At 67.6% G+C, this 22,657-nt stretch carries 25 protein-coding genes; 17 read left to right on the forward strand and 8 right to left on the reverse strand.

What is annotated here, in order from left to right:
• Positions 1-3 precede the first annotated feature (3 nt).
• The 4 genes from K9B35_RS12170 to K9B35_RS12185 are packed head-to-tail and all read left to right on the forward strand — an operon-like array spanning position 4 to position 1,457.
• Positions 4-411, forward strand: coding sequence for a phage major tail protein, TP901-1 family (locus tag K9B35_RS12170; protein WP_224922104.1), 408 nt, complete (start codon positions 4-6; stop codon positions 409-411).
• Positions 408-716 (forward strand): gene transfer agent family protein, encoded by a 309-nt coding sequence (locus tag K9B35_RS12175; protein ID WP_224922105.1) that lies wholly within the window; start codon positions 408-410, stop codon positions 714-716. Before K9B35_RS12170 ends, K9B35_RS12175 begins: the two co-directional genes overlap by 4 nt.
• Positions 713-904: a phage tail assembly chaperone gene (locus tag K9B35_RS12180; protein WP_224922106.1), complete on the forward strand. Its 192-nt coding sequence runs from the start codon at positions 713-715 to the stop codon at positions 902-904. Before K9B35_RS12175 ends, K9B35_RS12180 begins: the two co-directional genes overlap by 4 nt.
• The gene (locus K9B35_RS12185; protein WP_224922107.1) at positions 897-1,457 is read left to right on the forward strand and encodes a tail tape measure protein; all 561 of its coding nucleotides are present in this window, start codon (positions 897-899) and stop codon (positions 1,455-1,457) included. The genes K9B35_RS12180 and K9B35_RS12185 overlap by 8 nt, the downstream gene beginning before the upstream one ends.
• Positions 1,458-1,462: 5 nt before the next feature.
• Here K9B35_RS12185 and K9B35_RS12190 read toward each other — a convergent pair whose 3' ends face one another.
• Entirely contained in the window at positions 1,463-1,807 is a 345-nt protein-coding gene (locus tag K9B35_RS12190; RefSeq protein ID WP_224922108.1) for a hypothetical protein, read from the reverse strand.
• A 43-nt stretch (positions 1,808-1,850) separates the two neighbouring features.
• On the opposite strand from K9B35_RS12190, the gene K9B35_RS12195 reads away from it, so the two are divergent.
• Positions 1,851-4,133: a DUF2460 domain-containing protein gene (locus K9B35_RS12195; protein ID WP_224922109.1), complete on the forward strand. Its 2,283-nt coding sequence runs from the start codon at positions 1,851-1,853 to the stop codon at positions 4,131-4,133.
• A gap of 6 nt (positions 4,134-4,139) precedes the next feature.
• Here the strand turns inward: K9B35_RS12195 and K9B35_RS12200 are convergent, their stop codons facing one another.
• Positions 4,140-4,562, reverse strand: coding sequence for a hypothetical protein (locus K9B35_RS12200; RefSeq protein ID WP_224922110.1), 423 nt, complete (start codon positions 4,560-4,562; stop codon positions 4,140-4,142).
• Positions 4,563-4,683: 121 nt separating this feature from the next.
• Between K9B35_RS12200 and K9B35_RS12205 the strand changes: the two genes are divergently transcribed.
• From K9B35_RS12205 to K9B35_RS12235, 7 genes are all read left to right on the forward strand, one after another.
• Entirely contained in the window at positions 4,684-5,490 is an 807-nt protein-coding gene (locus K9B35_RS12205; RefSeq protein WP_224922111.1) for a DUF2163 domain-containing protein, read from the forward strand.
• Positions 5,487-5,861, forward strand: a complete 375-nt coding sequence (locus K9B35_RS12210) for a peptidoglycan endopeptidase (RefSeq protein WP_224922112.1) — start codon at positions 5,487-5,489, stop codon at positions 5,859-5,861. Before K9B35_RS12205 ends, K9B35_RS12210 begins: the two co-directional genes overlap by 4 nt.
• A gap of 1 nt (position 5,862) precedes the next feature.
• Positions 5,863-8,001: a phage tail protein gene (locus tag K9B35_RS12215; protein ID WP_224922113.1), complete on the forward strand. Its 2,139-nt coding sequence runs from the start codon at positions 5,863-5,865 to the stop codon at positions 7,999-8,001.
• Positions 8,002-8,006: 5 nt separating this feature from the next.
• Positions 8,007-8,516, forward strand: coding sequence for a DUF2793 domain-containing protein (locus tag K9B35_RS12220; protein ID WP_224922114.1), 510 nt, complete (start codon positions 8,007-8,009; stop codon positions 8,514-8,516).
• A 102-nt stretch (positions 8,517-8,618) separates the two neighbouring features.
• Positions 8,619-9,752: an OmpA family protein gene (locus K9B35_RS12225; protein ID WP_224922115.1), complete on the forward strand. Its 1,134-nt coding sequence runs from the start codon at positions 8,619-8,621 to the stop codon at positions 9,750-9,752.
• A 132-nt stretch (positions 9,753-9,884) separates the two neighbouring features.
• Positions 9,885-10,223 carry a transcription initiation protein gene (locus K9B35_RS12230; RefSeq protein WP_224922116.1) on the forward strand — a complete coding sequence of 113 codons (339 nt, stop codon included), beginning with the start codon at positions 9,885-9,887 and terminating at the stop codon, positions 10,221-10,223.
• Positions 10,223-10,888 (forward strand): phytanoyl-CoA dioxygenase family protein, encoded by a 666-nt coding sequence (locus K9B35_RS12235; RefSeq protein WP_224922117.1) that lies wholly within the window; start codon positions 10,223-10,225, stop codon positions 10,886-10,888. Before K9B35_RS12230 ends, K9B35_RS12235 begins: the two co-directional genes overlap by 1 nt.
• Here the strand turns inward: K9B35_RS12235 and K9B35_RS12240 are convergent.
• Positions 10,877-11,602: a YgfZ/GcvT domain-containing protein gene (locus K9B35_RS12240; RefSeq protein WP_224922118.1), complete on the reverse strand. Its 726-nt coding sequence runs from the start codon at positions 11,600-11,602 to the stop codon at positions 10,877-10,879. The two genes, K9B35_RS12235 and K9B35_RS12240, sit on opposite strands and share 12 nt — an antisense overlap.
• A gap of 44 nt (positions 11,603-11,646) precedes the next feature.
• On the opposite strand from K9B35_RS12240, the gene K9B35_RS12245 reads away from it, so the two are divergent.
• Complete coding sequence (locus K9B35_RS12245; protein WP_224922119.1) at positions 11,647-12,972, forward strand: dihydroorotase; 1,326 nt, start codon at positions 11,647-11,649, stop codon at positions 12,970-12,972.
• Positions 12,973-13,010: 38 nt separating this feature from the next.
• Here K9B35_RS12245 and K9B35_RS12250 read toward each other — a convergent pair whose 3' ends face one another.
• On the reverse strand, positions 13,011-14,828 hold the full coding sequence (locus K9B35_RS12250; protein WP_224922120.1) for an ABCB family ABC transporter ATP-binding protein/permease: 1,818 nt from the start codon (positions 14,826-14,828) through the stop codon (positions 13,011-13,013).
• A gap of 83 nt (positions 14,829-14,911) precedes the next feature.
• Between K9B35_RS12250 and K9B35_RS12255 the strand changes: the two genes are divergently transcribed.
• The gene (locus tag K9B35_RS12255; protein WP_224922121.1) at positions 14,912-15,142 is read left to right on the forward strand and encodes a hypothetical protein; all 231 of its coding nucleotides are present in this window, start codon (positions 14,912-14,914) and stop codon (positions 15,140-15,142) included.
• Between the two features lie 15 nt (positions 15,143-15,157).
• On the opposite strand, the gene K9B35_RS12260 is transcribed toward K9B35_RS12255, so the two are convergent.
• The 4 genes from K9B35_RS12260 to crtY are packed head-to-tail and all read right to left on the reverse strand — an operon-like array spanning position 15,158 to position 19,321.
• Positions 15,158-16,105: a phytoene/squalene synthase family protein gene (locus tag K9B35_RS12260; RefSeq protein ID WP_224922122.1), complete on the reverse strand. Its 948-nt coding sequence runs from the start codon at positions 16,103-16,105 to the stop codon at positions 15,158-15,160.
• Positions 16,102-16,683, reverse strand: coding sequence for a TIGR00730 family Rossman fold protein (locus K9B35_RS12265; protein ID WP_224922123.1), 582 nt, complete (start codon positions 16,681-16,683; stop codon positions 16,102-16,104). Before K9B35_RS12265 ends, K9B35_RS12260 begins: the two co-directional genes overlap by 4 nt.
• Positions 16,680-18,161 carry a phytoene desaturase gene (locus K9B35_RS12270; protein ID WP_224922124.1) on the reverse strand — a complete coding sequence of 494 codons (1,482 nt, stop codon included), beginning with the start codon at positions 18,159-18,161 and terminating at the stop codon, positions 16,680-16,682. The genes K9B35_RS12265 and K9B35_RS12270 overlap by 4 nt, the downstream gene beginning before the upstream one ends.
• Complete coding sequence (gene crtY / locus K9B35_RS12275; RefSeq protein WP_224922125.1) at positions 18,158-19,321, reverse strand: lycopene beta-cyclase CrtY; 1,164 nt, start codon at positions 19,319-19,321, stop codon at positions 18,158-18,160. Before crtY ends, K9B35_RS12270 begins: the two co-directional genes overlap by 4 nt.
• 108 nt (positions 19,322-19,429) lie before the next feature.
• Here crtY and K9B35_RS12280 point away from each other — a divergent pair, with 108 nt between their 5' ends.
• The 3 genes from K9B35_RS12280 (at position 19,430) to K9B35_RS12290 (ending at position 22,626) form a co-directional block, all read left to right on the forward strand.
• On the forward strand, positions 19,430-20,194 hold the full coding sequence (locus K9B35_RS12280) for an SDR family oxidoreductase (protein WP_224922126.1): 765 nt from the start codon (positions 19,430-19,432) through the stop codon (positions 20,192-20,194).
• Positions 20,195-20,314: 120 nt separating this feature from the next.
• Positions 20,315-20,881 carry an HNH endonuclease gene (locus K9B35_RS12285; protein ID WP_224922127.1) on the forward strand — a complete coding sequence of 189 codons (567 nt, stop codon included), beginning with the start codon at positions 20,315-20,317 and terminating at the stop codon, positions 20,879-20,881.
• A 149-nt stretch (positions 20,882-21,030) separates the two neighbouring features.
• Positions 21,031-22,626 carry a serine hydrolase gene (locus K9B35_RS12290; protein WP_224922128.1) on the forward strand — a complete coding sequence of 532 codons (1,596 nt, stop codon included), beginning with the start codon at positions 21,031-21,033 and terminating at the stop codon, positions 22,624-22,626.
• Positions 22,627-22,657 lie beyond the last annotated feature (31 nt).

Raw genomic sequence — 22,657 nt, forward strand, 5'->3', positions numbered from 1 at the left:
GATATGGCGGTGGAGAAGGGAAGCGCGTTCCTGTTGAAGGTAGGCGATGGCGGCGAGCCGGTCGCCTATGCGACGGTGGCGGGGCTGCGCACGACGCAGCTGAGCGTCAATGGCGAGGCGGTGGCGATCACGTCGAAGGATTCGGGCGCCTGGCGCGAACTGCTGTCGGGTGCCGGGGTGCGATCGGTGAGCGTTTCGGCGGCGGGGGTGTTTACCGGGTCGGCGGCGGAGACGCGGATCCGCGGAAATGCGCTGAGCGGGGTGATCGACGATTATCGGCTGAGCTTCGAAAGCGGTGAGACGATGACCGGGCGGTTCCTGGTAACGCGGCTGGACTATGCCGGGGATTTCAACGGGGAGCGGAGTTACACGCTGAACCTGGAGAGTTCCGGGCCGGTGGTGTCGGCATGAGCGCGAATCCGGTGCGGGGTGAGACGTGCGTGCGGGTTGCGGGGGTGGAGCTGGTGCTGCGGCCTTCGTTTGGCGCGCTGGTTGCGGCGGAGCAGGAGCTGGGGCCGTTGTTCGCGCTGGTCGAGCGGGCGGCGGAGGGACGGCTGGGGCTGGGCGAGATGGTCGCGTTGTTCTGGCATTGCCTGAAGGAGCGGCCCGAGGGGCTGACCCGGGAGGCATTTGGCGAGGGGGTGGCGGTGGGCGGACTTGCCGCTGCGACGCCGGCGCTGCGCGTGCTGATCGGGCAGATTCTGGCCGGGCGATGAGTTTCATTGAGTGTGCCGCGCGGCTGGCGGGGCAGGCGGGGGTGGCGTTCGGGTGGACGCCGGAGCTGTTCTGGAATGCGACGCCCGCCGAATTGGCGGCACTGGTGCGGGCGGTGGCTGGCGAGGAGGTCGCGCCGCCCGATCGCGACACGATCGCGCAACTGATGGAGGCGTTTCCCGATGGATGACGAGATCGAACAGATGATCGTGCGGGTGCGCGCCGATACGCAGGGCTTTGCCCGCGATGTTGCCGAGATGCGTGCGGCGATCGACGGGCCGTTGCAGGCTGGGGCGGACCGGGCGGGGCGCGGGATCGAGACCGCGCTGTTGCGCGCGGTTCGGACGGGCAAATTGGGGTTCGAGGATCTGAAGCGCGTGGCGTCGCAGATCATGGCCGAGATTGCGGCGGAGGCGGTGCGTGGGGGGATGAGCGCGCTGTTCGGCGGAGGCGGCGGCGGTGGCCTTGGCGCGGCGATCGGTAGCCTGTTCGGTCTGCCCGGGCGCGCGACCGGCGGGCCGGTGGCGCCGGGACGTGGCTATATCGTCGGCGAGCGCGGGCCGGAGCTGTTCGTGCCGACGACGAGCGGGCGGGTCGGGGTGCCGGTTCAGGGTGGCGGGCGTGATGTGCGGGTGGCGATCACGATTCATACGCCGGGCGGCGGCGAGGCTGCCGGGGCACTGCGGCAATCGGGGCGGCAGGTGGCGCGGGCGGTCAAGGCGGCGCTGAACGGGGTAGATTGAAGAGGTCAGGTCCCGGTGCGGTTGAGGTGATCCTCGAGCCGCCAACCGTCGGCGGTGCGGATCAGCCGAAAATTCTGTCGCGAGCGCGAACTCATCCGATGCAGGACGCCCCGGCATGCCACGGTTGGTTGCTCGGCCTCAACGGTGGTGCAGCGGAGGTCGGTGACACGGCGGGTGCGATGGACTGCGACCGATACGACATCGTCTGACTCGCGCGACGCATCGGCCTGCAGATCCCATTCCAGATCGCCTTCAAATGCGTTGAACGCGGCGACCACGTCTTGCGGCGAAGGGCAGGAGACGGGCGCTGCGCATCCCGATCCGGCGGCGAGCACCATCGCAACGAGCATATCCGTCTCCCGTTCTGCGCGTCTTTTAACACGGAGCATGACAATGGCATATTGGCTGGCGTCCGAGCGGACGGTGCAGGTGGCGGGGGTGATCTCGCGCTTTGACCCTGCCTATTGGACGGTCAATTTTCCGCGGCCGATGATGGCGAGCGTGGTCACCATCGCGCCGGACGCACTGCGCGTCGATGCGGTATTCTATCGCCAAGACGATCTGGCGGGGCTGATCTGGGAGAGCGTGGATCGGCATGACCACCCGTTGCTCTCCTATGAAACCAGCCGGGATTATCGTGGGTGCCGGCTGCGGTTTCGGTGGCGGTCCGGCGCGGTGATGCCGCTGGATGCGGTCAATGGCCCGGTGCTGACGATCGAGGGGCGCGATGCGGCGGGAGTGGCGCGCGCTTGGTATGTGCGGCTGTGGAACTATGCCGAGGGGACGCCGGAGGATTGCGTCGTCAGCCTCGATTTTGACAGCGTTGCGGGCGGGTTCGTGCTGCCGGGCGAGGCCGATCCAGTGTGGGCGGGCGACGTCGACCGGATGTTCGTTAGCCTGGTGCCGCCGGGTTATACCGGTGACGACGCGGCGCTGGCGGCGCCGGTCGAGGTGTGGGTCGAGCTGTCGGAGATTGCGGTCGCGGGGCCGGGGGCGGTGCTGGCGATCGGCGATGTGGTGGTGCCCGAACATGGGCTGTCGATCTGTTCGGGCTATGATGACAGCTATCATGTCACCCCGGCGCGGTTGCTGCGCAATGCGCTGCAGCTGGGGTATCGCGGGGACATCGTCCATTATGTCGGGATGAGCCATTATTTCCGGCTCGAGGCGGCGTCGGGGGGCTATTATGCGAGCCTGAGCGGTGGGGTGCTGAACGGCCCGTGCGCGGCCTGGCATGCCGATTTCGCGGCGCGGGCCAAGGCGCTCGGGTTCGGGGTGATCTGGTCGCTGTCCTATGAGTTGTTCGATGCGCATTGCTGGGGCGACTGGAAGCAGCGGGCGGCGGATGGTTCGCCCGCGCTGACCGGGTGGGAGCCGCCTTCGACGCTGCTGTCCCCCGCACATGCCGGGGCGATGGGCTATTTGCAGGCGGTGGCGGGGGCGTTTGTCGGGATCGCGCTGGACGCGGGGCTGGCGGTGAAGTTTCAGGTCGGTGAGCCGTGGTGGTGGGTGATGGCCGATGGCCGGCTGTGTATCCATGACGATGCCGCGAAGGCGGCGCTGAGCGATCCGGGCGAGCAGAATGTGCGGGGTGATCCCGACACCGATGTGCTCGACGCGGCGGGGGCTTTGCTGGCGGCATCGACGGCGGCGCTGGGGGCGGCGGTGCGTGGCGTGGCGGCGGAGGCGGAGCTGTTGCTGCTCGCCTATCTGCCGACGGTGCTGGACCGGGAGGCGCCCGAAGCGATGCGGGCGAATTTGCCGGTCGGCTGGGCGTTTCCGGCGTTCGATGTGCTGCAGCTTGAGGATTATGACTGGGCTGCGACGGGCAACGCGGTGGCGAGCGCGCGCGGCGTGGCGCTGGCGCAGGCGCGGCTGGGCTATCCGGTGGAGCGGCAGCATTATTTCGCGGGGTTCGTGCTGAACCCGGAGGATGCGCAGCAGTGGCGCGGGATTGCCGCGGCGGCGGATGCGGCGCGTGCGCGGGGTGTGGCGGCGACGTTCATCTGGGCGTTGCCGCAGGTGATCCGCGATGGGTTTGTGACCTTCGACCAGGAGGATGAGATGCAGGCGTTCGACGATGTGCTGTTCCCGATTGCGCTGGGGCGTGAGGCGGAGGTGGCGCCGGAGGTATCGACCGCGATCCTGACCAGTGCGGGCGGGCATGAGGCGCGCAACGCGGCGTGGGCGCAGGCGCGGACGCGGTACGATGTCGGGCCGGGGGTGCGGAGCGAGGCGGATATCCGGGCGCTGTTGGGGTTTTACCGGGCGCGGATGGGGCCAGCGCGGGGGTTCCGGCTGCGCGATCCGTTTGATGACTGCTCGAATGATGAGGGTGCGCCGGGGCCGCTCGATCAGCTGTTGGGCGAGGGGGACGGCGAGCGACAGGCGTTTGCGTTGGTCAAATCCTATGGCGATGTTGCGCGGCGGATCACCCGGCCGGTGGCGGGGAGCGTGCGGGTCGCGGTGGACGGGGTCGAGACGGCGGCGTTTGCGATCGGCGCGGGCGGGATGGTCGTGCTGGACGCGCCGCCGGGTGACGGGGCGGTCGTGACGGCGGGGTTCCGGTTCGATGTGCCGGTGCGCTTTGCCGAGGATTCGCTGAGCGTGAACCGCGCGACGTTCATGGCGGGGGCGGCGCCGAGTGTGCCGTTAGTGGAGGTCAGGGAAGGGTAAGCGCGGTCACTCCGCCCCTAGCGGAGCCAAGCCTGAGGGGCGGGGCACACCCGCGAGACGATCGATCTCGCGATCGAACAGCTCGCCAAGCTTCGCATCCCAAATCGCGGCGCCATTCATCCCCGAATCCGCCACGAAGATCGGCGCGCCGCCGCCAAGAAGCACGCGAACGCGCTGACCCACACGGGTGAACGCGATCGAGCAGGAGTCGAGATAGGCGACGGCGATCATCGAGTCCTCGACGATGCCCGGCCCGCTGGGCTTGAGGACCCGAAGAACCCTAAGGCGCGCGACGGGGAGCAGGCCCTCTTTCCAATCGTCGCCAAGGTGCATCGGAGCCTCGACCTCGGCGTCCACGACGAGCGCGGCAAGGCCATAGGACTGGCGCGCATATTCGAGGGCACCGGTTTCGGAACGGATAGGCCCCATCGAGCACGCAGCCGCGGGCGGCGCGACCAACAGTGCAATCACGGACAAGCAGCGGAGCCATCTGGACATCGGTTCAGTCTGCAGCCCGCATTGCTTCTGCGCAAGTTCAAGGAAGAAGCTGATGACCTGGCTGAACGAGCCGCTCGCCACGATCGCCTATTGCTGGCGGATCGAGCGGCGGGATGGGGTGGCGATTGGGCTGACGGCGCATGATCGCGATCTGGAGGTGGATGGGTTCCACTATCGTGCTGCGCCGGGGATGACGCCTTCGGCGATCCGGCGCGGGGCGGGGCTGGATGCCGACAGCATGGATGTGACCGGGGCGTTGACTGGCGCTGCGATCAGCGAGGCGGATTTGCTTGCCGGGCGGTGGGATGGTGCGCGGATTATGCTGTTCGCGGTCGATTGGACTGCGCCGGGCGAGGTGGTCGCGCTGGGCAGCGGGACGATCGGGGCGGTCGAGACGCGGGACGGGACGCTGACTGCGGAGCTGCGCGGGGCGGCGGCGGGGCTGGATGCGCCGGTGGTCGAGATGACGTCGCCCGAGTGCCGGGCAGAGCTGGGCGACAAGAGGTGCCGCGTGGCGATGGCGGGGCGGCGGCGGTTTGCATTGGTGATCGCGGCGGACGGGGCGGTGCTGACGCTCGACGGTGAAGAGCCTGTTGCGGGCGGATGGGCTGGCGGGCGGCTGCGCTGGATCGGTGGGGCGAATAGCGGGCTGAGCGATGTGATTGCGGCGTCGGCGGGGGATGTCGTGACGCTGTGCCGTGCGCCGCGCTTCGATGCGGTCGGGGCGTTGGCGGAGGTGAGCGAGGGATGCGACAAGAGCATCGCGACGTGTGCGGGGCGGTTCGGCAATGCGGCGAACTTCCGGGGCGAGCCATATCTGCCGGGGATCGACCTGTTGACGCGCTATCCGGGCGGATGAGTCCGATCGAGCGGGCGCGCGGCGCGATCGGGGCGCGGTTTCTGTTGCATGGGCGGTGTGTGGCGCATGGGCTGGACTGTGTGGGGCTGGCGGGGCTGGCTTATGGGATCGCGGTGCCGCGGGGATATGCGCTGCGTGGGGGCCGTGTTGCGCAGGTGATTGCGGCGGCGGAGGCGGCGGGGCTGGTGCGGGTCGATGACGCGCGCGTCGGGGACCTGTTGTTGCTGAACGCCGGGGCGGGGCAGCTGCACCTGGCCATCGCGAGCGAAACGGGTGTGATCCATGCCGATGCGGCGCTGCGCCGGGTGGTCGAGCGGCCGGGCGTGCCGCCCTGGCCCGAGCTGGCGCGGTGGCGGCTCAAGGAGGACTGAAATGGCGACGTTGGTGCTTTCCACGGTCGGCGGGGCGCTGGGCGGCCCGGTCGGCGCGATGATCGGCGCGCTTGCGGGGCAGGTGATCGACCGCGAGTTGCTGTTCAAGCCCAAGGGGCGCGAGGGGCCGCGACTGACCGAACTGACGCTGCAGACGTCGAGCTATGGCACGCCGATCCCGAAGCTGTTCGGGACGTTGCGGGTGGCCGGTACGGTGATCTGGGCGACCGACCTCGTCGAGCATCGCCAGCGCGAGGGCGGCAAGGGGCGGCCGACGGTGACGAGCTATAGCTATACCGCGTCGTTCGCAGTGGCGCTGTCGGCGCGGGCGATCCTGTCGGTCGGGCGGGTGTGGGCGGATGGCAAGCTGCTGCGCGGTGCGGCGGGGGACTGGAAGGTGCGGACCGGGTTCCGGCTGCACCTTGGCGGCGAGGATCAGGCGGTCGATCCGCTGATCGCTTCGGCTGAGGGCGTCGGGCTGGCATCGGCGCATCGCGGCACTGCCTATGCCGTGTTCGAGAATCTGGAGCTGGAGGAATTCGGCAATCGCATCCCTTCGTTGAGTTTCGAGGTGGTGGCCGATCCGGGAGCGGTCGCGGCGGGGGCGATCGTCGCGGCGCTGTCCGGCGGGGTGGTCGGGGCGGGGGAGGCGGCGCTGCCGATCGCGGGCTATTCGGGCTATGGCGAGAGCGTGCGCGGGGCGATTGCGCCACTGATCGACGCGAGCGGGGCGTGGCCGGTTTCCGCCGGTGACGGGTTCGTGCTGGCAAGTGGTGCGGGCGGGGCGGCGACGATTGCCGATCCGGGGGCGGCGGGGCGTGGGGTCGAGCGGTCGATCGAATCGCCCGACCGCGTGCCTCGGCGAATTGTGCTGAGCCATTATGATCCGGCGCGTGACTATCAGGCCGGGGTGCAGAGCGCGTCGGACCCGCAGGGGCAGGATCGCGAACGGCGGGTCGAGCTGCCCGCAGCGCTGTCGGCCGGTGCGGCCAAGGGTATTGCGGCGGCGGAGCTGATCCGCGCTGATCTGGCGCGGACGCGGCGGGTGGTGCGGCCCGGCTGGTCGGCGATGGGGATTGCGCCCGGCGCGCGGGTGACGGTTGCGGGCGAGTTGGGGCAGTGGCGGGTCATCGAGTCGCGGATCGAGGCGGGCGAGGTTGCGCTCGCTCTTACCCCGGTCGTGCCGGCAGCGGTTGCGGCGACGGCAAGTCCGGGGCGGGTGAGTCCGGCGCCGGATCGGGTGCAGGGCGCCACCCTGCTGTATTGGTTCGAGGTTCCGCATCTGGGTGACGGGCTGTTGAGCGGGCCGCGCCTGATGATCGCGGCGTGCGGGACTTCGGCAGGCTGGCGCAAGGCGGCGCTGGCGTTGAGCGGCGACGATGGTGCGCGATGGGAGGCGATTGGGGCGACTGCGGCGCCGGCGGTGATCGGTGTGGTGGTGGTAGTCGCCGGGGACGCGAGCGCGCAGATCGAGGATCGCGTGTCGCAGCTGGTGGTCGACCTTGCCCATGCGGAGATGGAGCTGGCCGATGCGTCGCCCGAGGCGCTGCATGCCGGGGCGAATCTGGCGCTGGTCGGGGACGAGCTGGTCCAGTTTGCGGGCGCCGAGCCGCTGGCTGCGGGACGCTGGCGGCTGAGCGGGTTGTGGCGCGGGCGACGGGGGACCGAGGACATGATCGGCGCGATGGCGCCGGGCGACCGATTCGTCCTGATCGAGCGCGAGACGTTGGCCGTGCAGGACGGGCGGGGCGCGGTGGGCGCGCGGCTGAAGCTGATGGCGACGGGGGTGGGTGATGCCGAGCCGGTCGAGGTTGGCGTCACAGTCACCGGCCGCTCGGCGACTCCGCCGGCGCCTGTCGCACTGCATGCGGTGCCGGACGCGGGCGGAAGGATGCTGCGCTGGACGCGCCGCAGCCGGGCCGGATGGCGGTGGAGCGACGGCACTGACGCGCCGCTGGGCGAGAGCGTCGAGCGCTATCAGTTGCGTGTATCGGTTCCGGGGCAACCTGCGGTGATCGCGATTAGCGATGTGCCCGAATGGCGGCTCGACGGCAGCAGTGCGGCGATCGTGGAGCTGCGGCAGGCGAGCGATCATGGCCTGTCCCCGCCCACCACACTGATTCTCGACGCGATGGAGTGAATGACATGACTGCGACGACCCGATTCGCCCTGCCCTTGCTGCACGCCGGGCAGGCGCAGAAGGAAATGTTTCACAATGAGGCAGTGGTCGGGATCGATGCGCTGCTGCATCCCGACGTGCAGGGGGTCGGCGTCAATGCGCCGCCCGCCTCGCCCGAACCGGGCGAGGCGTGGATCGTGGGGGACGCGCCGAGCGGGGACTGGGCTGGGCATGACGACGAGATTGCGTGCTGGACCGACGGCGGATGGCGATTTTCGGTACCGCGCGCCGGCATGGAGGTCTGGGCCGAATCCCTTGCCCAACCCGTGCGTTACCGTGCCGGAGAGGGCTGGCAGATCGGCGTGATTGCCGCCAGCCGGATCGACATCGGCGGGGTTCAGGTAATCGGCGCGCGGGGCGAGGCGGTTGCCACGCCCGCTGGCGGTGCTATCGTCGATGAACAGGCGCGCGACGCGATCGTGGCGATCCTTGATGCGCTGCGCGCGCATGGGTTGATCGGTAGCGCCGAACTGTGACGTTCCGGCAACAGTCCCCGGATTTTGTTCGCTTGCGCGGAAACTTTCCAGAGGTTAGGAAGTTAGCGCTGTCCGAAGTGGCAACTAAGAAAGGGGATTAAGATGCGGAAGCTTGCCGTAACTCTGGCACTTGCTTCGACCGCGCTCACCACGCCCGCCCTCGCACGCGACGACGCGTGGTATGTGGGCGTCGAAGGCGGTGCGATGATCGTCGAAGACATTGATTACGACATCGGCGCTGCGGCGTCCGCTGGCACCGTCGACCATGACTATGGTTGGGACGTTGGCGGCACGATTGGCTACGACTTCGGCGCTTTCCGCGCCGAGGCCGAGGTTAGCTACAAGCGCGCAACGGTCGATGGCTATCGCTCGTCGCTCACCACGCCGTTCTACACCGCGAGCGGTGCACTGGGTAACATTGCACCGGGCTCGTACGATTACGCTGGTGGCACCTCGACCGCACTCAGCTTCATGATCAACGGCATGCTCGACTTCGGCGAAGATGATGGCCTTCAGGGCTTCATCGGCGGCGGTGCCGGCGTGGCGCGCGTCAAGGCTGACTATGCGCTCAACACCCGCGGCGCGTTCCTGGACGACTCCGACACCGTCTTCGCCTGGCAGGCGATTGCGGGTCTGCGTCAGCCGGTTAGCGACAACATCGACGTCACGCTGAAGTATCGCTTCTTCAACGCTGACAACGTCAAGCTGGTCGACGTGACCGGTCGCACCTTCGACGGTCGCTTCCGTTCGCACAGCCTGCTCGGTGGTGTGACGTTCAACTTCGGTGAGCCGGCTGCTCCGCCGCCGCCTCCGCCGCCGCCCCCGCCGCCTCCGCCGCCTCCCCCGCCGCCTCCGCCTCCGCCGCCTCCGCCGCCGGTCGCAGAGTGCACCCCGGGGCCGTACATTGTCTTCTTCGAGTGGGACAAGTCGGACATCACGCCGGAAGCAGCAGGCATTCTGGATAACGCCATCTCGGCGTATCAGAACTGCGGCAATGCACAGGTCATGCTCGCCGGTCACGCTGACCGTTCGGGCGCAGCCAGCTACAACGTCGGCCTCTCGCAGCGTCGTGCGGACTCGGTCCGTTCGTACCTGTCGGGCCGCGGTATCCCCGATGGCACGATCAGCTCGGAAGCGTTCGGCGAAAGCCGTCCGCGCGTGGACACCGCCGACGGCGTCCGCGAGCTGCAGAACCGCCGCGTGGAAATCACTTACGGTCCGGGCTCGGGCATGTAAGCCGCGCGGTCCACTCTGTGGATCGACAAGATTTGGGGAGGTCGGGAAACCGGCCTCCCTTTTTCTTTGTGACGCGGACGGGCCTGGGCCGCGCCACTTGCTGCCGCCGGGATCGCGCGGCATCATCATCGCGTGACCAAGTATCTGATCTCATTCCCGAGCTACGCGATGAAGGTGTCGCAGGCCGAGCTTTCAGCCGTCGGTGACCCCGCGCGGGCGGTGGTCGAAGAGGCAAGATGTGGTGGCGTCTATGTCTTTGCCGGCAGGATTCCCGAAGGCGTCGAACCGGTGCGGGTTGGCGCGGACGGGACGGTCTCCTCCGATCTCTATCCGGAAAGTCGCGTGACAGGGGGCTTTACGGTGCTGGAGCTCCCGACGCGGACCGACGCAGTCGAATGGGCGCGCCGGATGGCGTCCGCCAGTCGTTGTGATCAGGAATTGCGGGAATTCATGTACGACCCCACAAGCTGATGCTCGGCGCTCTCGAGACAAGCGGGGCGATGCGGCTGAATTCGGCTGCCACCGACCAGCTCGCCGAGATTCGGGCGGCACTGGCGGACACGCCCAGCGATCGGGCAGGCATACGGCTGGCGCGCGCCGCCGAGCTTGAGCAGATGCTTGGGCCCAGCGGGGCGATCGGTGCGCAGATCGCGCTATTCGCGGGAACCGGCGCGAGTCCGGTACGCGCAATTCTGTTCGACAAGAGCGACCGGGTGAACTGGTCGCTGGCATGGCATCAGGACCGCACGATCCGCGTTCGCGCGCGGCGCGAGGTTCCGGGCTTTGGGCCGTGGACGGTCAAGGCTGGCTTGCTCCATGTCGCCCCGCCATTCGAAATCCTGGAGCGGATGGTGACGATCCGCATTCATTTGGACGACGTGCCGCTCGACAACGCGCCGTTGCTGATTGCGCCAGGTTCTCACCGGTTTGGCCGAGTCCGTGAAGATCGAATCGCGGCTGTCGTCGGCGAGTGCGGAGTTTACGCCTGCACCGCGCGGGCGGGTGATATCTGGGTCTATGCCACGCCGATCGTGCACGCATCCGATGCCGCCGCGACGCCGCGCAGGCGGCGGGTGCTGCAGGTGGACTATGCGGGGTTCAACTTGCCCGGCGGCCTCGAATGGTCAGGCATCTGAGCCGAGCGCTGCCGTCAGCCAGTCGGGCAGGATTGCATCGCCCAAAGCCTCGACGCGGCGATGTTCGACCATCAGGCCGAGATCGGGATAGGTCGCGCGGGTGCGGTCGCCCGGCTCGCCGAGCGGCGCGACGATGAGGCGGCGGTTGACCTTGGCGCGCCAGTTCATCCGTGCGGTATTTTCCTGACCGACATAGCAGCCCTTGGAGAAGCTGACGCCGTTTAGCTCGGCCGCGTTGCATTCGAGCCAGAGAGTTTTGTCCTGCCCGAGCTCCTCCGCACCTTCGGTAACGCCGAGGCGGAGGCGGTGTTCGTGCCAGCCGGATGCGGGCTCTCCATCGGCATCCCCCAGCCAGCGATAGCCAAGTGCGGCGAGTCGCGGGTCGGGTACGCCTCGCCCAGCGTCAGGCGACCAATGCACCCCGCCATCCGCCGCCACGATCGTGATCGGGCGGCGCAGGCGGTAGATCGACAGGCGGCGGATCAGCGCATCGCGCTGGGCCGCCTCGCAATCGATCAGGATATCGCCGCCCTCCGCCCACAGGATGAAGTCGAACAGCGCCTTGCCCTGCGGCGACAGCAATCCCGCCCAGAACGGCGCGTCGGGCTGCACAGCGTTCACGTCCTGCGTCACCAGCCCCTGCAGGAAGCCGCGCACATCCTCCCCGGAAACACGGATCAGGGCGCGGTCGGGCAGCAGGGTGGCATCGGTCATGGCGAACAGGTAGGAGGCGGGGCAGGCAAGCGAAAGAGGCTGAGATGGCGACGTACGATCTGAAACTCGTTGGCGGCACTGTCCACCTGCCCTCTGGCCCAGCGCAGGTCGATATCGGGGTGCGCGACGGCAAGATCGTCGCAATTGGTGCGACCGGGGACGCGGGCGAGACGATCGACTGCACCGGCCTCGACGTCCTGCCCGGCGTGATCGACAGCCAGGTGCATTTCCGCGAGCCGGGCCTTGAGGCCAAGGAAGACCTCGAGTCGGGCAGTCGCGCCGCGGTGCTGGGCGGCGTGACCGCGGTGTTCGAAATGCCGAACACCAAGCCGAATACCGACAGCGCCGATGCGGTGAACGACAAGCTCGCCCGCGCGAAGGATCGCATGTGGTGCGACCACGCATTCTACGTCGGCGCGACTAACAGCAATGCCGAGCATCTGGCGGAGCTGGAGCGAATGCCAGGGACGGCGGGGGTCAAGATCTTCATGGGCGCGTCGACCGGCGACCTGCTGGTGTCGGACGATGCGAACCTGGCGCGCGTGCTTGCGAACGGACATCGCCGGGTGGCGATCCATGCCGAGGACGAGTTCCGCATGAACGATCGCGAGGGCGAGCGGGTGGCGGGTGACCCGTCCTCCCACCCGGTGTGGCGCGATGACGAGAGCGCGATTCTGGCGACGCGGCGCATCCTGAAGCTGGCGCGAGACGCGCGGCGGCGCATCCATGTGCTGCATGTGACGACGCCGGCGGAGCTGGAATTGCTGAGCCAGCACAAGGACATCGCGACGTGCGAGGTGACGCCGCAGCATCTTACGCTTGCCGGAGAGGATGCCTATCCGCGCCTTGGCACTTATGCGCAGATGAACCCGCCGATCCGATCGGCCGCGCATCGCGACGGGCTGTGGCACTGGCTCAATCAGGGCGTGCCCGACGTGCTGGGGTCGGACCATGCGCCGCACACGATCGCGGAAAAGGCCAAGCCTTATCCGTCATCGCCCAGCGGCATGCCGGGGGTGCAGACGCTGTTGCCGCTGCTGCTCGACCATGTGGCGAAGGGACGGACGACGCTCGCGCGGCTGATCGATCTGACCAGCGCGGGGCCGCAGCGGGTGTTCGGGCTGGTCGGCAAGGGGCGGATCGCGGCGGGCTATGACGCGGATTTCACGGTGGTCGATCTGAAGAAGCAGTGGACGGTCGAGGAAAGCTGGCTTGCGTCGCGTTGTGGCTGGTCGCCGTTTACCGGGGACACACTGACGGGGAAGCCGATCGGCACGATCATCCGCGGACGGCGGGTGATGTGGGACGGCCAGCTGGCGAATACGGCGCATGGGCGGCCGGTGCGGTTCGAGGCTGTGGAGTTCGGGTGATTCTCAAGCCCCTCCCCTTCAGGGGAGTGGCTAATCCATCACTCCGCCGCGTCGGCCACCGCCTCCCGCTCGGCCTGTTGCCGCGCCCACATTTCGGCATAGGTCCCGCGCTGCTCCAGCAGCTGCGCATGCGTGCCCTGTTCGGCGATCTGGCCGTTCTCAAGCACCACGATGCGGTCGGCGTTGACCACGGTCGACAGGCGGTGCGCGATGACGATGGTGGTGCGGTCACGCTCGATCGCTTCCAACGTGTCGAGGATCTCCGCTTCGGTGCGCGAATCGAGTGCGCTGGTCGCTTCGTCGAGGATCAGGATCGGCGGGTTCTTGAGCAGGGTGCGCGCGATGGCGACGCGCTGCTTCTCGCCGCCGGATAGCTTCAGGCCGCGCTCGCCGACGCGGGTGTCGTAACCGTCGGGCATCGATTCGATGAAGCCGGCGATGGCCGCGCCGCGTGCCGCCTGTGCGACCTCATCCGGCCCGGCGCCTTCGCGACCATAGGCGATGTTGTAGCCGATCGTGTCGTTGAACAGCACCGTGTCCTGCGGCACGATGCCGATCGCGGCGCGCAACGACGCTTGCGTCACGTGCGAAATATCCTGCCCGTCGATCGTCACGCGCCCGCCGGTGAGGTCGTAGAAGCGGTAGAGGATGCGCGCGAGGGTGGACTTGCCAGCGCCCGAGGGGCCGACGATCGCCACGGTCTGGCCGGGGCGGATGACGAGGTCGATGCCCTTGAGGATGTCGCGCTCGGGGTCGTAGCCGAAGCGGACATCCTCGAACCGCACCTCGCCGCGATCCACGGTCAGCGGCGGCGCGTCGGGGGCGTCCTTCACCTCGGCGTTGGTGTCGATCAGGTCGAACATCGCGCCCATGTCGATCACGCCCTGTCGAATCGTGCGATACACCCAGCCGAGCATGTCAAGCGGGCGAAACAGCTGGCTGAGCAGGGTCGAGACGAACACGACATCGCCCGCCGTGAACTCGCCGGTGGACCAGCCCCAGGCGACAACGGCCATGCCCGCGCCGAGCATGACGTTGGTGATCAGCGACTGGCCCATGTTGAGCCAAGCGAGCGAATTCTCCGACTTTACCGCAGCCTTGGCATAGGATTCGACCGCACGCTCGTAGCGGTCTGATTCACGCTGTTCGGCGCCGAAATACTTCACGGTCTCGAAATTCAGCAGCGAATCGACCGCATGTGCGACTGCGCCGGTGTCGAGGTCGTTCATCTGCTCGCGCAACTTGGCGCGCCAGTCGGTGACCCAGCGGGTGAAGGCGATGTAGATGACGACCATCGCCATGGTCGACGCGACCAGCCACCAGCCGAATTTGCTGCCAAAAATCTGAAGCACCAGCGCGAGCTCGAGGATCGTCGGCGCGATGTTGAACAGCAGGAAGTAGAGCATCGAATCGATGCTCTTGGTCCCGCGTTCGACGACCTTGGTCACCGCGCCGGTGCGCCGCTCAAGATGGAAGCGCAGCGAGAGGCGGTGGAGGTGGCGGAAGGTGACGATGGCGAGCCGCCGGGTCGCGTCCTGCCCCACCTTTTCGAACACCGTGTTGCGCAAATTGTCGAACACGGTGGTGAACAGCCGCGCGGCGGCATAGCCGACGACCATCAGGACCACGAAGGTGATGACGCCGCGCTCGCCGATCGCCATCGCGTCGACCACGGCCTTCAGCGCATAGGCTGCACCATAGACCTGCAGGACCTTTGACAGCACGACCAGTGCCAGCGCGATGATGATGCGCGTCTTCAGCCCCGGAGCACCGTCGGGCCAGAGATAGGGAAGGAAGCGCCGGAGCGTGGCGAACAGCGGGCGTTCGCCGCCGGAGCGGGCGGTATCGGGAGGCATCGCCGCTATCTGGGGCCGCACCGATCGGGATGCAATGAAACAAACCGGGCCCGCCATCCGTTATGCATGGCGAGGAGCGAGGTATGGAACCGGTTTTCTATGTAATGGCCATTCTTGGCTGCGGCGACTTCCAGGATCAATGCCAGCAGGCGCGGGTCGAGCCAGTCCGGTATCAGAGCGCGGCACAATGCCAGGCGGCGATGGCGCAGGTGCTGCCGCGTCACACCGATCTCTCCTATCCCACGATCGCCGCCAGCTGTCAGCGCAGCGGTGAGACGATGGCCCGCGCCGAGACCAAACCGCGTCATTACTAAGGCGCGTCGGCCTGCCTAGCGCGGGCGTGTCCACAGTTCAGCAGCACGTGGGCGCGGGGGATATAGGTTTCGCCGTGCCAGCGACTGGCCATAAGCACGCGCGATCCAGCCGATTTTCTGCGCCTTGCTGGTGCTGGCGCGATGATCCCATGCGTGGTCGCCGCGTGCCACCACTTCGCGCGCAATCCCGCCATAGATCCCGGCCGCTGCCAGCACAGCCCAGGCCGATCGAAAGCCGAGTGCCGGCGTGCCGAGCCGTGCGCTTTCCTCATGCGCCTGCGCCAGTTCGCCCAGCCAGCGCGCCATGACGGTCAGACGCGAGCGGAAGGGCGGCTTCATATGTTGGCCGGGCGGGATGTCCATTTCGACCAGCCAGTCCATCGGCAGGTAACAGCGGCCGATTGCGTCGTCCGCCTCGATATCGCGCGCGATATTGGCGAGCTGGAACGCGAGGCCGAGATCGCAGGCGCGGTCCAGCGTCGCATCGTCGTCCGGGTCGACCCCCATCACCACCGCCATCATGCACCCGACCGCGCCCGCGACATGATAGCAATATTGCATCAGGTCGTGCTCGGAGCGCGGGAACCAGCCCTTGGCGTCGAGCGCGAAGCCCGCGACCAGATCATGCGCGAAGCGGTGGGGCATCCGGGTTTCTGCGGCGACGATGCGCAGCGCCTCGAACGCCATCTCTCCGGTCGGTGCGCCCGCCAGTGCCTTGTCGGTCAGCGTGCGGATGCGCGCCAGCGCGGCGGCGGGGTCCTCGACCACGCGGGCGTCATGGCCCAGTTCCTGCCCGTCGGCGATGTCGTCGCACGCGCGGCACCAGGCGTAGAGCAGCCAGGCGCGCTCGCGGGTTTGCGGGTCGAACAGCTTGCTCGCCGCCGCGAAGCTCTTCGAGCCCTTGGCGATGCTCTCCCGCGCGGCCGCCACGACGGCGTCGCGGCTCGGCGCGGGCGGGGTCACAGGTCCTTGCTGCCGATCTGGCCGACGGTCTGCGTCGGGACATGCGCCGCCATCTTGGCGAGCAGCCCGTCGAGCTGGTCGTCGATGATCAGGATCGACTGGTGTTGCGGGCGCAGGAAGCCGACTTCCCCCATCTTGGCGACGAATTCGATCAGGCCGTCATAATAGCCCTCGACGTTTAGCAGCCCGACCGGATTGGCGTGATAGCCGATCTGCGCCCAGCTCATCGCCTCCCACAACTCGTCCATCGTGCCGGTGCCGCCGGGCAGGGTGATGAAGCCGTCGGAAAGGTCGGTAAACGCCTGTTTGCGCTCGTGCATCGTGCGCACGACGTGCAGCTCGGTACAGCCGCGATGCGCGACTTCGGCATCCACCAGCGCCTGCGGGATCACGCCGATCACCTCGCCGCCCGCCTCCAGCGCGCTGTCGGCAATCGCGCCCATCAGGCCGAGGCGTCCGCCGCCATAGACGACGCCGATGCCGCGCTCGGCCAGCGTGCGCCCGACGAACCGGGCATTCTCGATGTAGACCGGATCCGCCGGGGTGGCAGAGCCGCAATAGATGGCGAGGCGTTTCACGGGTTAGGCTGCTCCAGCATCAGCGCGGCGGTCGCCTTGGCGCTGCCGACCACGCCGGGGATGCCCGCGCCCGGATGGGTGCCGGCACCGACGAAATAGAGGTTCGGGATTGAATCGTCGCGGTTGTGCGCGCGGAAATACGCGCTCTGAGTCAGAACAGGTTCAAGGCTGAACGCGCTGCCCAGATGCGCGGCGAGATCGTGCTGGAAGTCGGTTGGCGCATAGCTGAACTTGGTGACGATCCGATCATGGATGTCGGGGATCAGGCGGCGGCCGATCTCGTCGAGGATGCGCTTTTCGAGCAGCGGGCGGACGGTATCCCAGTCCACCGGCGCCTTGCCCATGTGCGGCACAGGGGCGAGCGCGTAGAAGGTCGAATGCCCCTCCGGCGCCATCGACGGGTCGGTGACGGTCGGGTGGTGGAGATAGAGCGAGAAATCCTCGCTCAACACGCCATGATCATAGATGTCGGCGAGCAGCTCCTTATAGCGCGGGCCGAACAGGATCATGTGGTGCGGAATGCCGGGCCAGCTGCCCTTGATCCCGAAATGCACGACGAACAGCGAGGGCGAGAAGCGCTTGCGCTCGAGCTTTCCGGCGGTGCGCTGGGCGCTGCGCGAACCCTTGAGCAGGTCGCGATAGCTGTGGACGATATCGGCGTTGCTGGCGACCGCATCCGCCTCGAACCGCGCGCCGGACTTGGTGCGGACCGCAGTCGCGCGCTCGCCCAGCGTCTCGATCTCCTCGACCCCATCGCCGAGCACGAGCTTGCCGCCGAGCCGTTCGAAATGGCGCACCATCCCCGCGACCAGCCGGTTGGTGCCGCCCATTGCGAACCACACGCCGCCGTCACGCTCCAGCTTGTGGATCAGCGCATAGATCGCGCTGGTGGTCATCGGGTTGCCGCCGACGAGCAGCGTGTGGAACGACAGCGCCTCGCGCAATTTCTCGCTCTTCACGAAGGTCGAGACCATCGAATAGACGCTGCGCCACGCCTGATATTTCATCAGCGCGGGCGCGGCCTTGATCATCGAGGTGAAGTCGAGAAACGCGACATGGCCGAGCTTTTCATAGCCCTCGCGATACACCCCGGCCGAATAGTCGAGGAAGCGGCGATAGCCGGCGATGTCGGCGGGATCGAGCTTGGCGATCTCCGCGGTCAGCACCGTATCGTCATTGGTGTAGTCGAAATTGGTCCCGTCGGGCCAGTTGAGGCGATAAAAGGGCGAGACCGGCGTCAGCGTGACGTCATCGGCCATGCGATGGCCCGACAGCGCCCACAACTCTTCCAGCGCTTCCGGCGCGGTGATGACGGTGGGGCCGGCATCGAAGACAAAGCCGTCCTTTTCCCAATAATAGCCGCGCCCGCCGGGCTTGTCGCGCGCCTCGACCACCACCGTATCGACGCCGGCGGATTGCAGGCGGATGGCCAGGGCCAGCCCGCCAAATCCCGCCCCGATGACCACTGCGCGCTTCATTTGCTCGATCCCCTGATCGCTGCGAGCGCGCGCTTGATCGGCACCGGCGGTTTGCCGGAGAGAACACGGGCGCGATCGAATAGGCTGGACTGGGCGCCATAGAAGCGAGCGACAAGCCCCGCGTCCAAGCGATAAAATCGTTCAAGCACGCGATAGCGCTCGGCCGGTTCTGCGGCGCGGAACAGCATTGCGGAGAGCATGCGGTAAAATCCGCGCTGACGCCAGGCGCGGCGGGCATGGCCATAGGTCAGGTCGTGCAGTGCCGCGCCCGACAGGTCGCGCGCATTGCCGATCAGGGCGGCGAGCCGCACCGCGTCGGGCAGCGAATAGCCGGTTATCGGCTGAAACAGCCCGGCGCGCATCCCGGCCTTGGCCACGCGGTTGCCGCCCGACTTCCAATATTCCTCGAAATCGCCGCCGAGGGGAATGGGCAGCGATCCCATCTCCTCGCGCATCACGCCCTCCACGACGATCCCGCGCGCACTCGCCCAGGCGTCGATCCGCTTGGTATAGGCGGCGACATCGATGTCGGGCGTGTCGCTGTAATAGGTGTCCTCAAGGAACAGTCGCGTCGCCGCAAAGGGCAGGGCGTACATGAAGCGATAGCCGTCGATCTGCGCGACGGTCGCGTCCATGATCACCGGACGCTTGAGCGCGTGCGGCTCGGCCAGCGCCAGCTCGCGCCCGACAAATTTCTGCCAGCCAAGCTCGAGCTTGGACAGATCGCCGGGGCCGCGACAGTCGATCACGCCGCCCGCCTCGATCCGGTCGCCATCGGCGAGCACGACCGCGCGCGCGCTGGCACCCAGCACCTTGCGCCGGGTCATCACCGCACCCTCCGGCATCGCGGCGCGGACGACCTGATCGAACCGGTCGGATTCGATCGAGTAATAGGACGCCTTCAGCGTACGGGCGTGCGCCGGGAAATGGACGTCGTAGCTGGTCCAGCCATAGGAGATCAGCGGCGCGACCAGCCAGCGATCGGCGGGCGCCACGTCGCTGGCGAAGAAGGACCACAGGTGGTTGCCGCCGAGCGCGCCCGACCCTTCGACCAGCCGGATATCGAGCGTCGGATGCTTGCGGCGCAGCGCGAGCGCGATCAGGCCGCCCGCCAAGCCTCCTCCGACAATGGCAACGTCGCAATGAATGATCGCTGGCATCGTCGCCGCCTAGCGGATCGCCCGGCATGGTGAAAGCCCCGCCCGCAGCACGTACGAACCTTTCCGTCGCACCCGCGCGTTGCGCGGCAGCAGAAATTGGAGGCGTGAATGCGAACGGCGATCGTGACGGGCGGGGCACAGGGGATCGGACGCGGCGTTGTCGAACGGCTGCTCGGCGATGGCTGGGGCGTGATGGCGATCGACAGCGACCGGGTCGCGCTGCGCGAATTGGCTGAGGCGCACGCGCCGCGCCCGCTGTTCACCCATCAGGCGGATGTTGGCGACGAGGCTGCGGTCGCTGACGCGTTCGCGGCCTTTGCCGGCTGGAGCAACGATAACGATGCCGAGGGGCTCGACCTGCTGGTCAGCAATGCCGGGATCGCCGATCCGGTGAGTGGCCCGATCGAGAAACTGAGCCTGGCCGACTGGCGACGCTGGCAGGACAGCCATCTTACTGGCGGGTTCCTGATGACGCGGAGCGCGGTGCCGCTGTTGCGGGGACGTGGCGGCGCGATCATCTTCATCGCCTCGACCCGCGCATTCCAGTCCGAACCGGAGACCGAGGCCTATGCCGCGGCCAAGGGTGGGCTGGTGGCGCTGACTCATGCGTTGGCGGTCAGCCTTGGCCCGGACATCCGCGTCAACGCGATCTGCCCCGGCTGGATCGAAACCGGGCCGTGGCAAAAGGCATCGGCGCGGTCGGAGCCGGAGCATCGCCCGATCGATCGCGAGCAACATCCGGTCGGACGTATCGGGACGCCCGACGATATTGCCGACGCAGTGGTGTATCTCGCCGACCATGCCGGCTTCACCACGGGCCAAGCGCTGGTGATCGATGGCGGGATGAGCCGCCGGATGATCTATGCCGCGTAATCGCCACTTCGCGCAAACCGGCCCTTGACCATGAGTCGCGCGGCGTGCTGTCATAGCGATGTCACGGCTGGCGGCGAATAAGCCCCGGGCGCGATCGCGGCGCGGCGAGAGAGGGGGACCATGTACCATCCCGATCTAATCCGACATCCTGAGGGGTGCCCGGCGCTCGTTCTGAATGCCGATTATACGCCGCTGTCCTATTATCCGCTCAGCGTCTGGCCGTGGCAGACCGCGATCAAGGCGGTGTTCCTCGATCGCGTCGACATCGTCAGCCATTATGAGCGCGAAGTGCGCAGCCCGACCGCGTGCATCAAGCTGCCCAGCGTCATCGCGCTCAAGCAATATGTGCGGCCGTCGCAATTCCCGGCGTTCACCCGCTTCAACCTATTCCTGCGCGATAAATTCGAATGCCAATATTGCGGCAGCCACAGGGACCTGACGTTCGACCATGTCATCCCGCGCGCGCAGGGCGGGCGGACGACGTGGGAGAATGTCGCGACCGCCTGTGCGCCGTGCAACCTGAAGAAAGGCGGGCGCACGCCGAAACAGGCGGCAATGCCGCTGTTCATGGCGCCGATCCGCCCGACCAGCTGGCACCTGCAGGAACATGGCCGCCGCTTCCCGCCCAATTATCTCCACGATACCTGGCGCGACTGGCTCTACTGGGACGTCGAGCTCGAGGCGTAGCGCTTCCTTACCTACCCATTTCCTTCGTCACCCCGGACTTGTTCCGGGGTCCACTGCGCGGCAAGGTCGGTCTTTCAGGCTCTTGCGATGCGCGCGCGGCTGAGTGGACCCCGGCACAAGGCCGGGGTGACGATTAGGGGTGAAGCGGAATGACGGGATTGACGGTGGATCGGCGTCGCGCGCTGGCGCTTGGGGTCGGCGGCGCGGCGAGCTTGGCGCTCCCCGCCTGGGCGCAGCAGGCCGCACTCGCGCCGCTCGACACCGCAGTCGATACGATCGTCGCGAATTTCATGCGCGCATTCGAAACGCCCGGCATCGCGGTCGCGGTGGTGCGCAAGGGACAGCCGGTGTGGCTCAAGGGCTATGGCGCGCGCACCATGGGCCGCGCCGCGCCGGTCGATGTCCAAACCCGGTTCGGCATCGCGTCGAACAGCAAGGCGTTCACCGCCGCCGCGCTGGCGATGCTGGTCGAGGAGGGCAAGCTCGGTTGGGACGACCGGCTGACCCAGCATATGCCCGAGTTCAAAATGGCCGATCCAGCGGTCACCAGCCTGTTCAACGTCCGCGACCTGCTCGTCCACCGCTCGGGCCTGCCGTTGGGCGCGGGCGATCTGCTCTATTTTCCCCGCTCCAACCGCACCGTTCAGGACGCCGTGCGCGCGTTGCAGTTCCTTCAGCCGGTGCGCCCGTTTCGCGGCGGCTATGATTATGACAACATCCTCTACATCGTCGCAGGCGCGCTGATCGAGGCCAAGTCGGGGATGAGTTGGCGCGACTTCATCCGCACGCGGATGCTCGAGCCGCTCGGCATGGCCGATGCGGTGCCGTCGCTTGAGCTGCTGAAGACGACCAATGTCGCGGGCCGTCACGCGCGACTGGGGTCGCCGGTGCGCGGGGTCGGGCCGATGCAGGTGATCGAGCCGGATGAATCGCCGGTGGTCGATGCCGGCGCGGGGATCAACGCCAGCATCGCCGACGTCGCCAAATGGCTGGAGGTGCAGCTGGCGCTCGGCGCGTTGCCCAACGGCAAAAGGCTGTGGAGCGCGGAGAGCGCGGCCGCGATGTGGAGCCCACAGGTGGTGGTTGCGTCGAGCGACGGTCCGACCGACCTCAACCCGGTGCGGTCGATCATGCAGGGCTATGCGCTCGGCTGGTTCGTCCAGGATTATCGCGGTCGCCGCCTGATCAGCCATTCGGGTGGCCTGTCGGGACAGGTGACGCAGACGGCGCTGATCCCCTCGGCCGGGATCGGCGTCGCGGTGCTCAGCAATACCGAGGACAGCGTGTCGGGCGGCATCCGCAACGCGCTGCTCGACCATCTGCTCGGCGTGCCGACCTATGACTGGGTCGCCAACTATGTCGCGCGCAACAAGCTGGCCGCCGAAAGCGCGGTCGCGGCGCTGGGCGATGGCGATGCGCAGCGGCCTGCGGGCGGCCCCAGCCTTCCGCTCGCCGCCTATGCCGGATGCTATCGCGATGCCTGGTATGGCGACATCACCGTGAAGGAACGCGGCGGCGCGCTTCAGATCGACTTCGCGCCGCACCCCCAATTCGCCAGCCGCCTCGATCCGTGGGGCACGGACGCGTTCCGCACCCGGATGACGCCGGGCAAGGGCGAGGATGCGGTGGTCAGCTTTGCCGTCGCCAACGGCAAGGTCACCGGCGTGACGATGAAGGCGCTCTCCCCGCTCGCCGATTTCAGCTATGACTATCACCACCTCGCCTTCGTGCCGGTGGCCGAGTAGCGTGTTATTGCAATAATACACCGGTTCGTTA

Source organism: Sphingomonas sp. R647 (assembly GCF_020177055.1).
Taxonomy (GTDB): Bacteria; Pseudomonadota; Alphaproteobacteria; order Sphingomonadales; family Sphingomonadaceae; genus Sphingomonas.

What these genes read in the sequence shown, in the direction of transcription:
- K9B35_RS12250 (WP_224922120.1), bottom strand. Translation starts at nt 14,828, where the DNA reads ATGCCTCCCGATACCGCCCGCTCCGGCGGCGAACGCCCGCTGTTCGCC.
- K9B35_RS12170 (WP_224922104.1), top strand. Translation starts at nt 4, where the DNA reads ATGGCGGTGGAGAAGGGAAGCGCGTTCCTGTTGAAGGTAGGCGATGGC.
- K9B35_RS12195 (WP_224922109.1), top strand. Translation starts at nt 1,851, where the DNA reads ATGGCATATTGGCTGGCGTCCGAGCGGACGGTGCAGGTGGCGGGGGTG.
- K9B35_RS12175 (WP_224922105.1), top strand. Translation starts at nt 408, where the DNA reads ATGAGCGCGAATCCGGTGCGGGGTGAGACGTGCGTGCGGGTTGCGGGG.
- K9B35_RS12290 (WP_224922128.1), top strand. Translation starts at nt 21,031, where the DNA reads ATGACGGGATTGACGGTGGATCGGCGTCGCGCGCTGGCGCTTGGGGTC.
- K9B35_RS12205 (WP_224922111.1), top strand. Translation starts at nt 4,684, where the DNA reads ATGACCTGGCTGAACGAGCCGCTCGCCACGATCGCCTATTGCTGGCGG.
- K9B35_RS12225 (WP_224922115.1), top strand. Translation starts at nt 8,619, where the DNA reads ATGCGGAAGCTTGCCGTAACTCTGGCACTTGCTTCGACCGCGCTCACC.
- K9B35_RS12240 (WP_224922118.1), bottom strand. Translation starts at nt 11,602, where the DNA reads ATGACCGATGCCACCCTGCTGCCCGACCGCGCCCTGATCCGTGTTTCC.
- K9B35_RS12285 (WP_224922127.1), top strand. Translation starts at nt 20,315, where the DNA reads ATGTACCATCCCGATCTAATCCGACATCCTGAGGGGTGCCCGGCGCTC.
- K9B35_RS12185 (WP_224922107.1), top strand. Translation starts at nt 897, where the DNA reads ATGGATGACGAGATCGAACAGATGATCGTGCGGGTGCGCGCCGATACG.
- K9B35_RS12235 (WP_224922117.1), top strand. Translation starts at nt 10,223, where the DNA reads ATGCTCGGCGCTCTCGAGACAAGCGGGGCGATGCGGCTGAATTCGGCT.
- K9B35_RS12255 (WP_224922121.1), top strand. Translation starts at nt 14,912, where the DNA reads ATGGAACCGGTTTTCTATGTAATGGCCATTCTTGGCTGCGGCGACTTC.
- K9B35_RS12270 (WP_224922124.1), bottom strand. Translation starts at nt 18,161, where the DNA reads ATGAAGCGCGCAGTGGTCATCGGGGCGGGATTTGGCGGGCTGGCCCTG.
- K9B35_RS12190 (WP_224922108.1), bottom strand. Translation starts at nt 1,807, where the DNA reads ATGCTCGTTGCGATGGTGCTCGCCGCCGGATCGGGATGCGCAGCGCCC.
- K9B35_RS12215 (WP_224922113.1), top strand. Translation starts at nt 5,863, where the DNA reads ATGGCGACGTTGGTGCTTTCCACGGTCGGCGGGGCGCTGGGCGGCCCG.
- K9B35_RS12200 (WP_224922110.1), bottom strand. Translation starts at nt 4,562, where the DNA reads ATGGGGCCTATCCGTTCCGAAACCGGTGCCCTCGAATATGCGCGCCAG.
- K9B35_RS12180 (WP_224922106.1), top strand. Translation starts at nt 713, where the DNA reads ATGAGTTTCATTGAGTGTGCCGCGCGGCTGGCGGGGCAGGCGGGGGTG.
- K9B35_RS12280 (WP_224922126.1), top strand. Translation starts at nt 19,430, where the DNA reads ATGCGAACGGCGATCGTGACGGGCGGGGCACAGGGGATCGGACGCGGC.
- K9B35_RS12245 (WP_224922119.1), top strand. Translation starts at nt 11,647, where the DNA reads ATGGCGACGTACGATCTGAAACTCGTTGGCGGCACTGTCCACCTGCCC.
- K9B35_RS12220 (WP_224922114.1), top strand. Translation starts at nt 8,007, where the DNA reads ATGACTGCGACGACCCGATTCGCCCTGCCCTTGCTGCACGCCGGGCAG.
- crtY (WP_224922125.1), bottom strand. Translation starts at nt 19,321, where the DNA reads ATGCCAGCGATCATTCATTGCGACGTTGCCATTGTCGGAGGAGGCTTG.
- K9B35_RS12210 (WP_224922112.1), top strand. Translation starts at nt 5,487, where the DNA reads ATGAGTCCGATCGAGCGGGCGCGCGGCGCGATCGGGGCGCGGTTTCTG.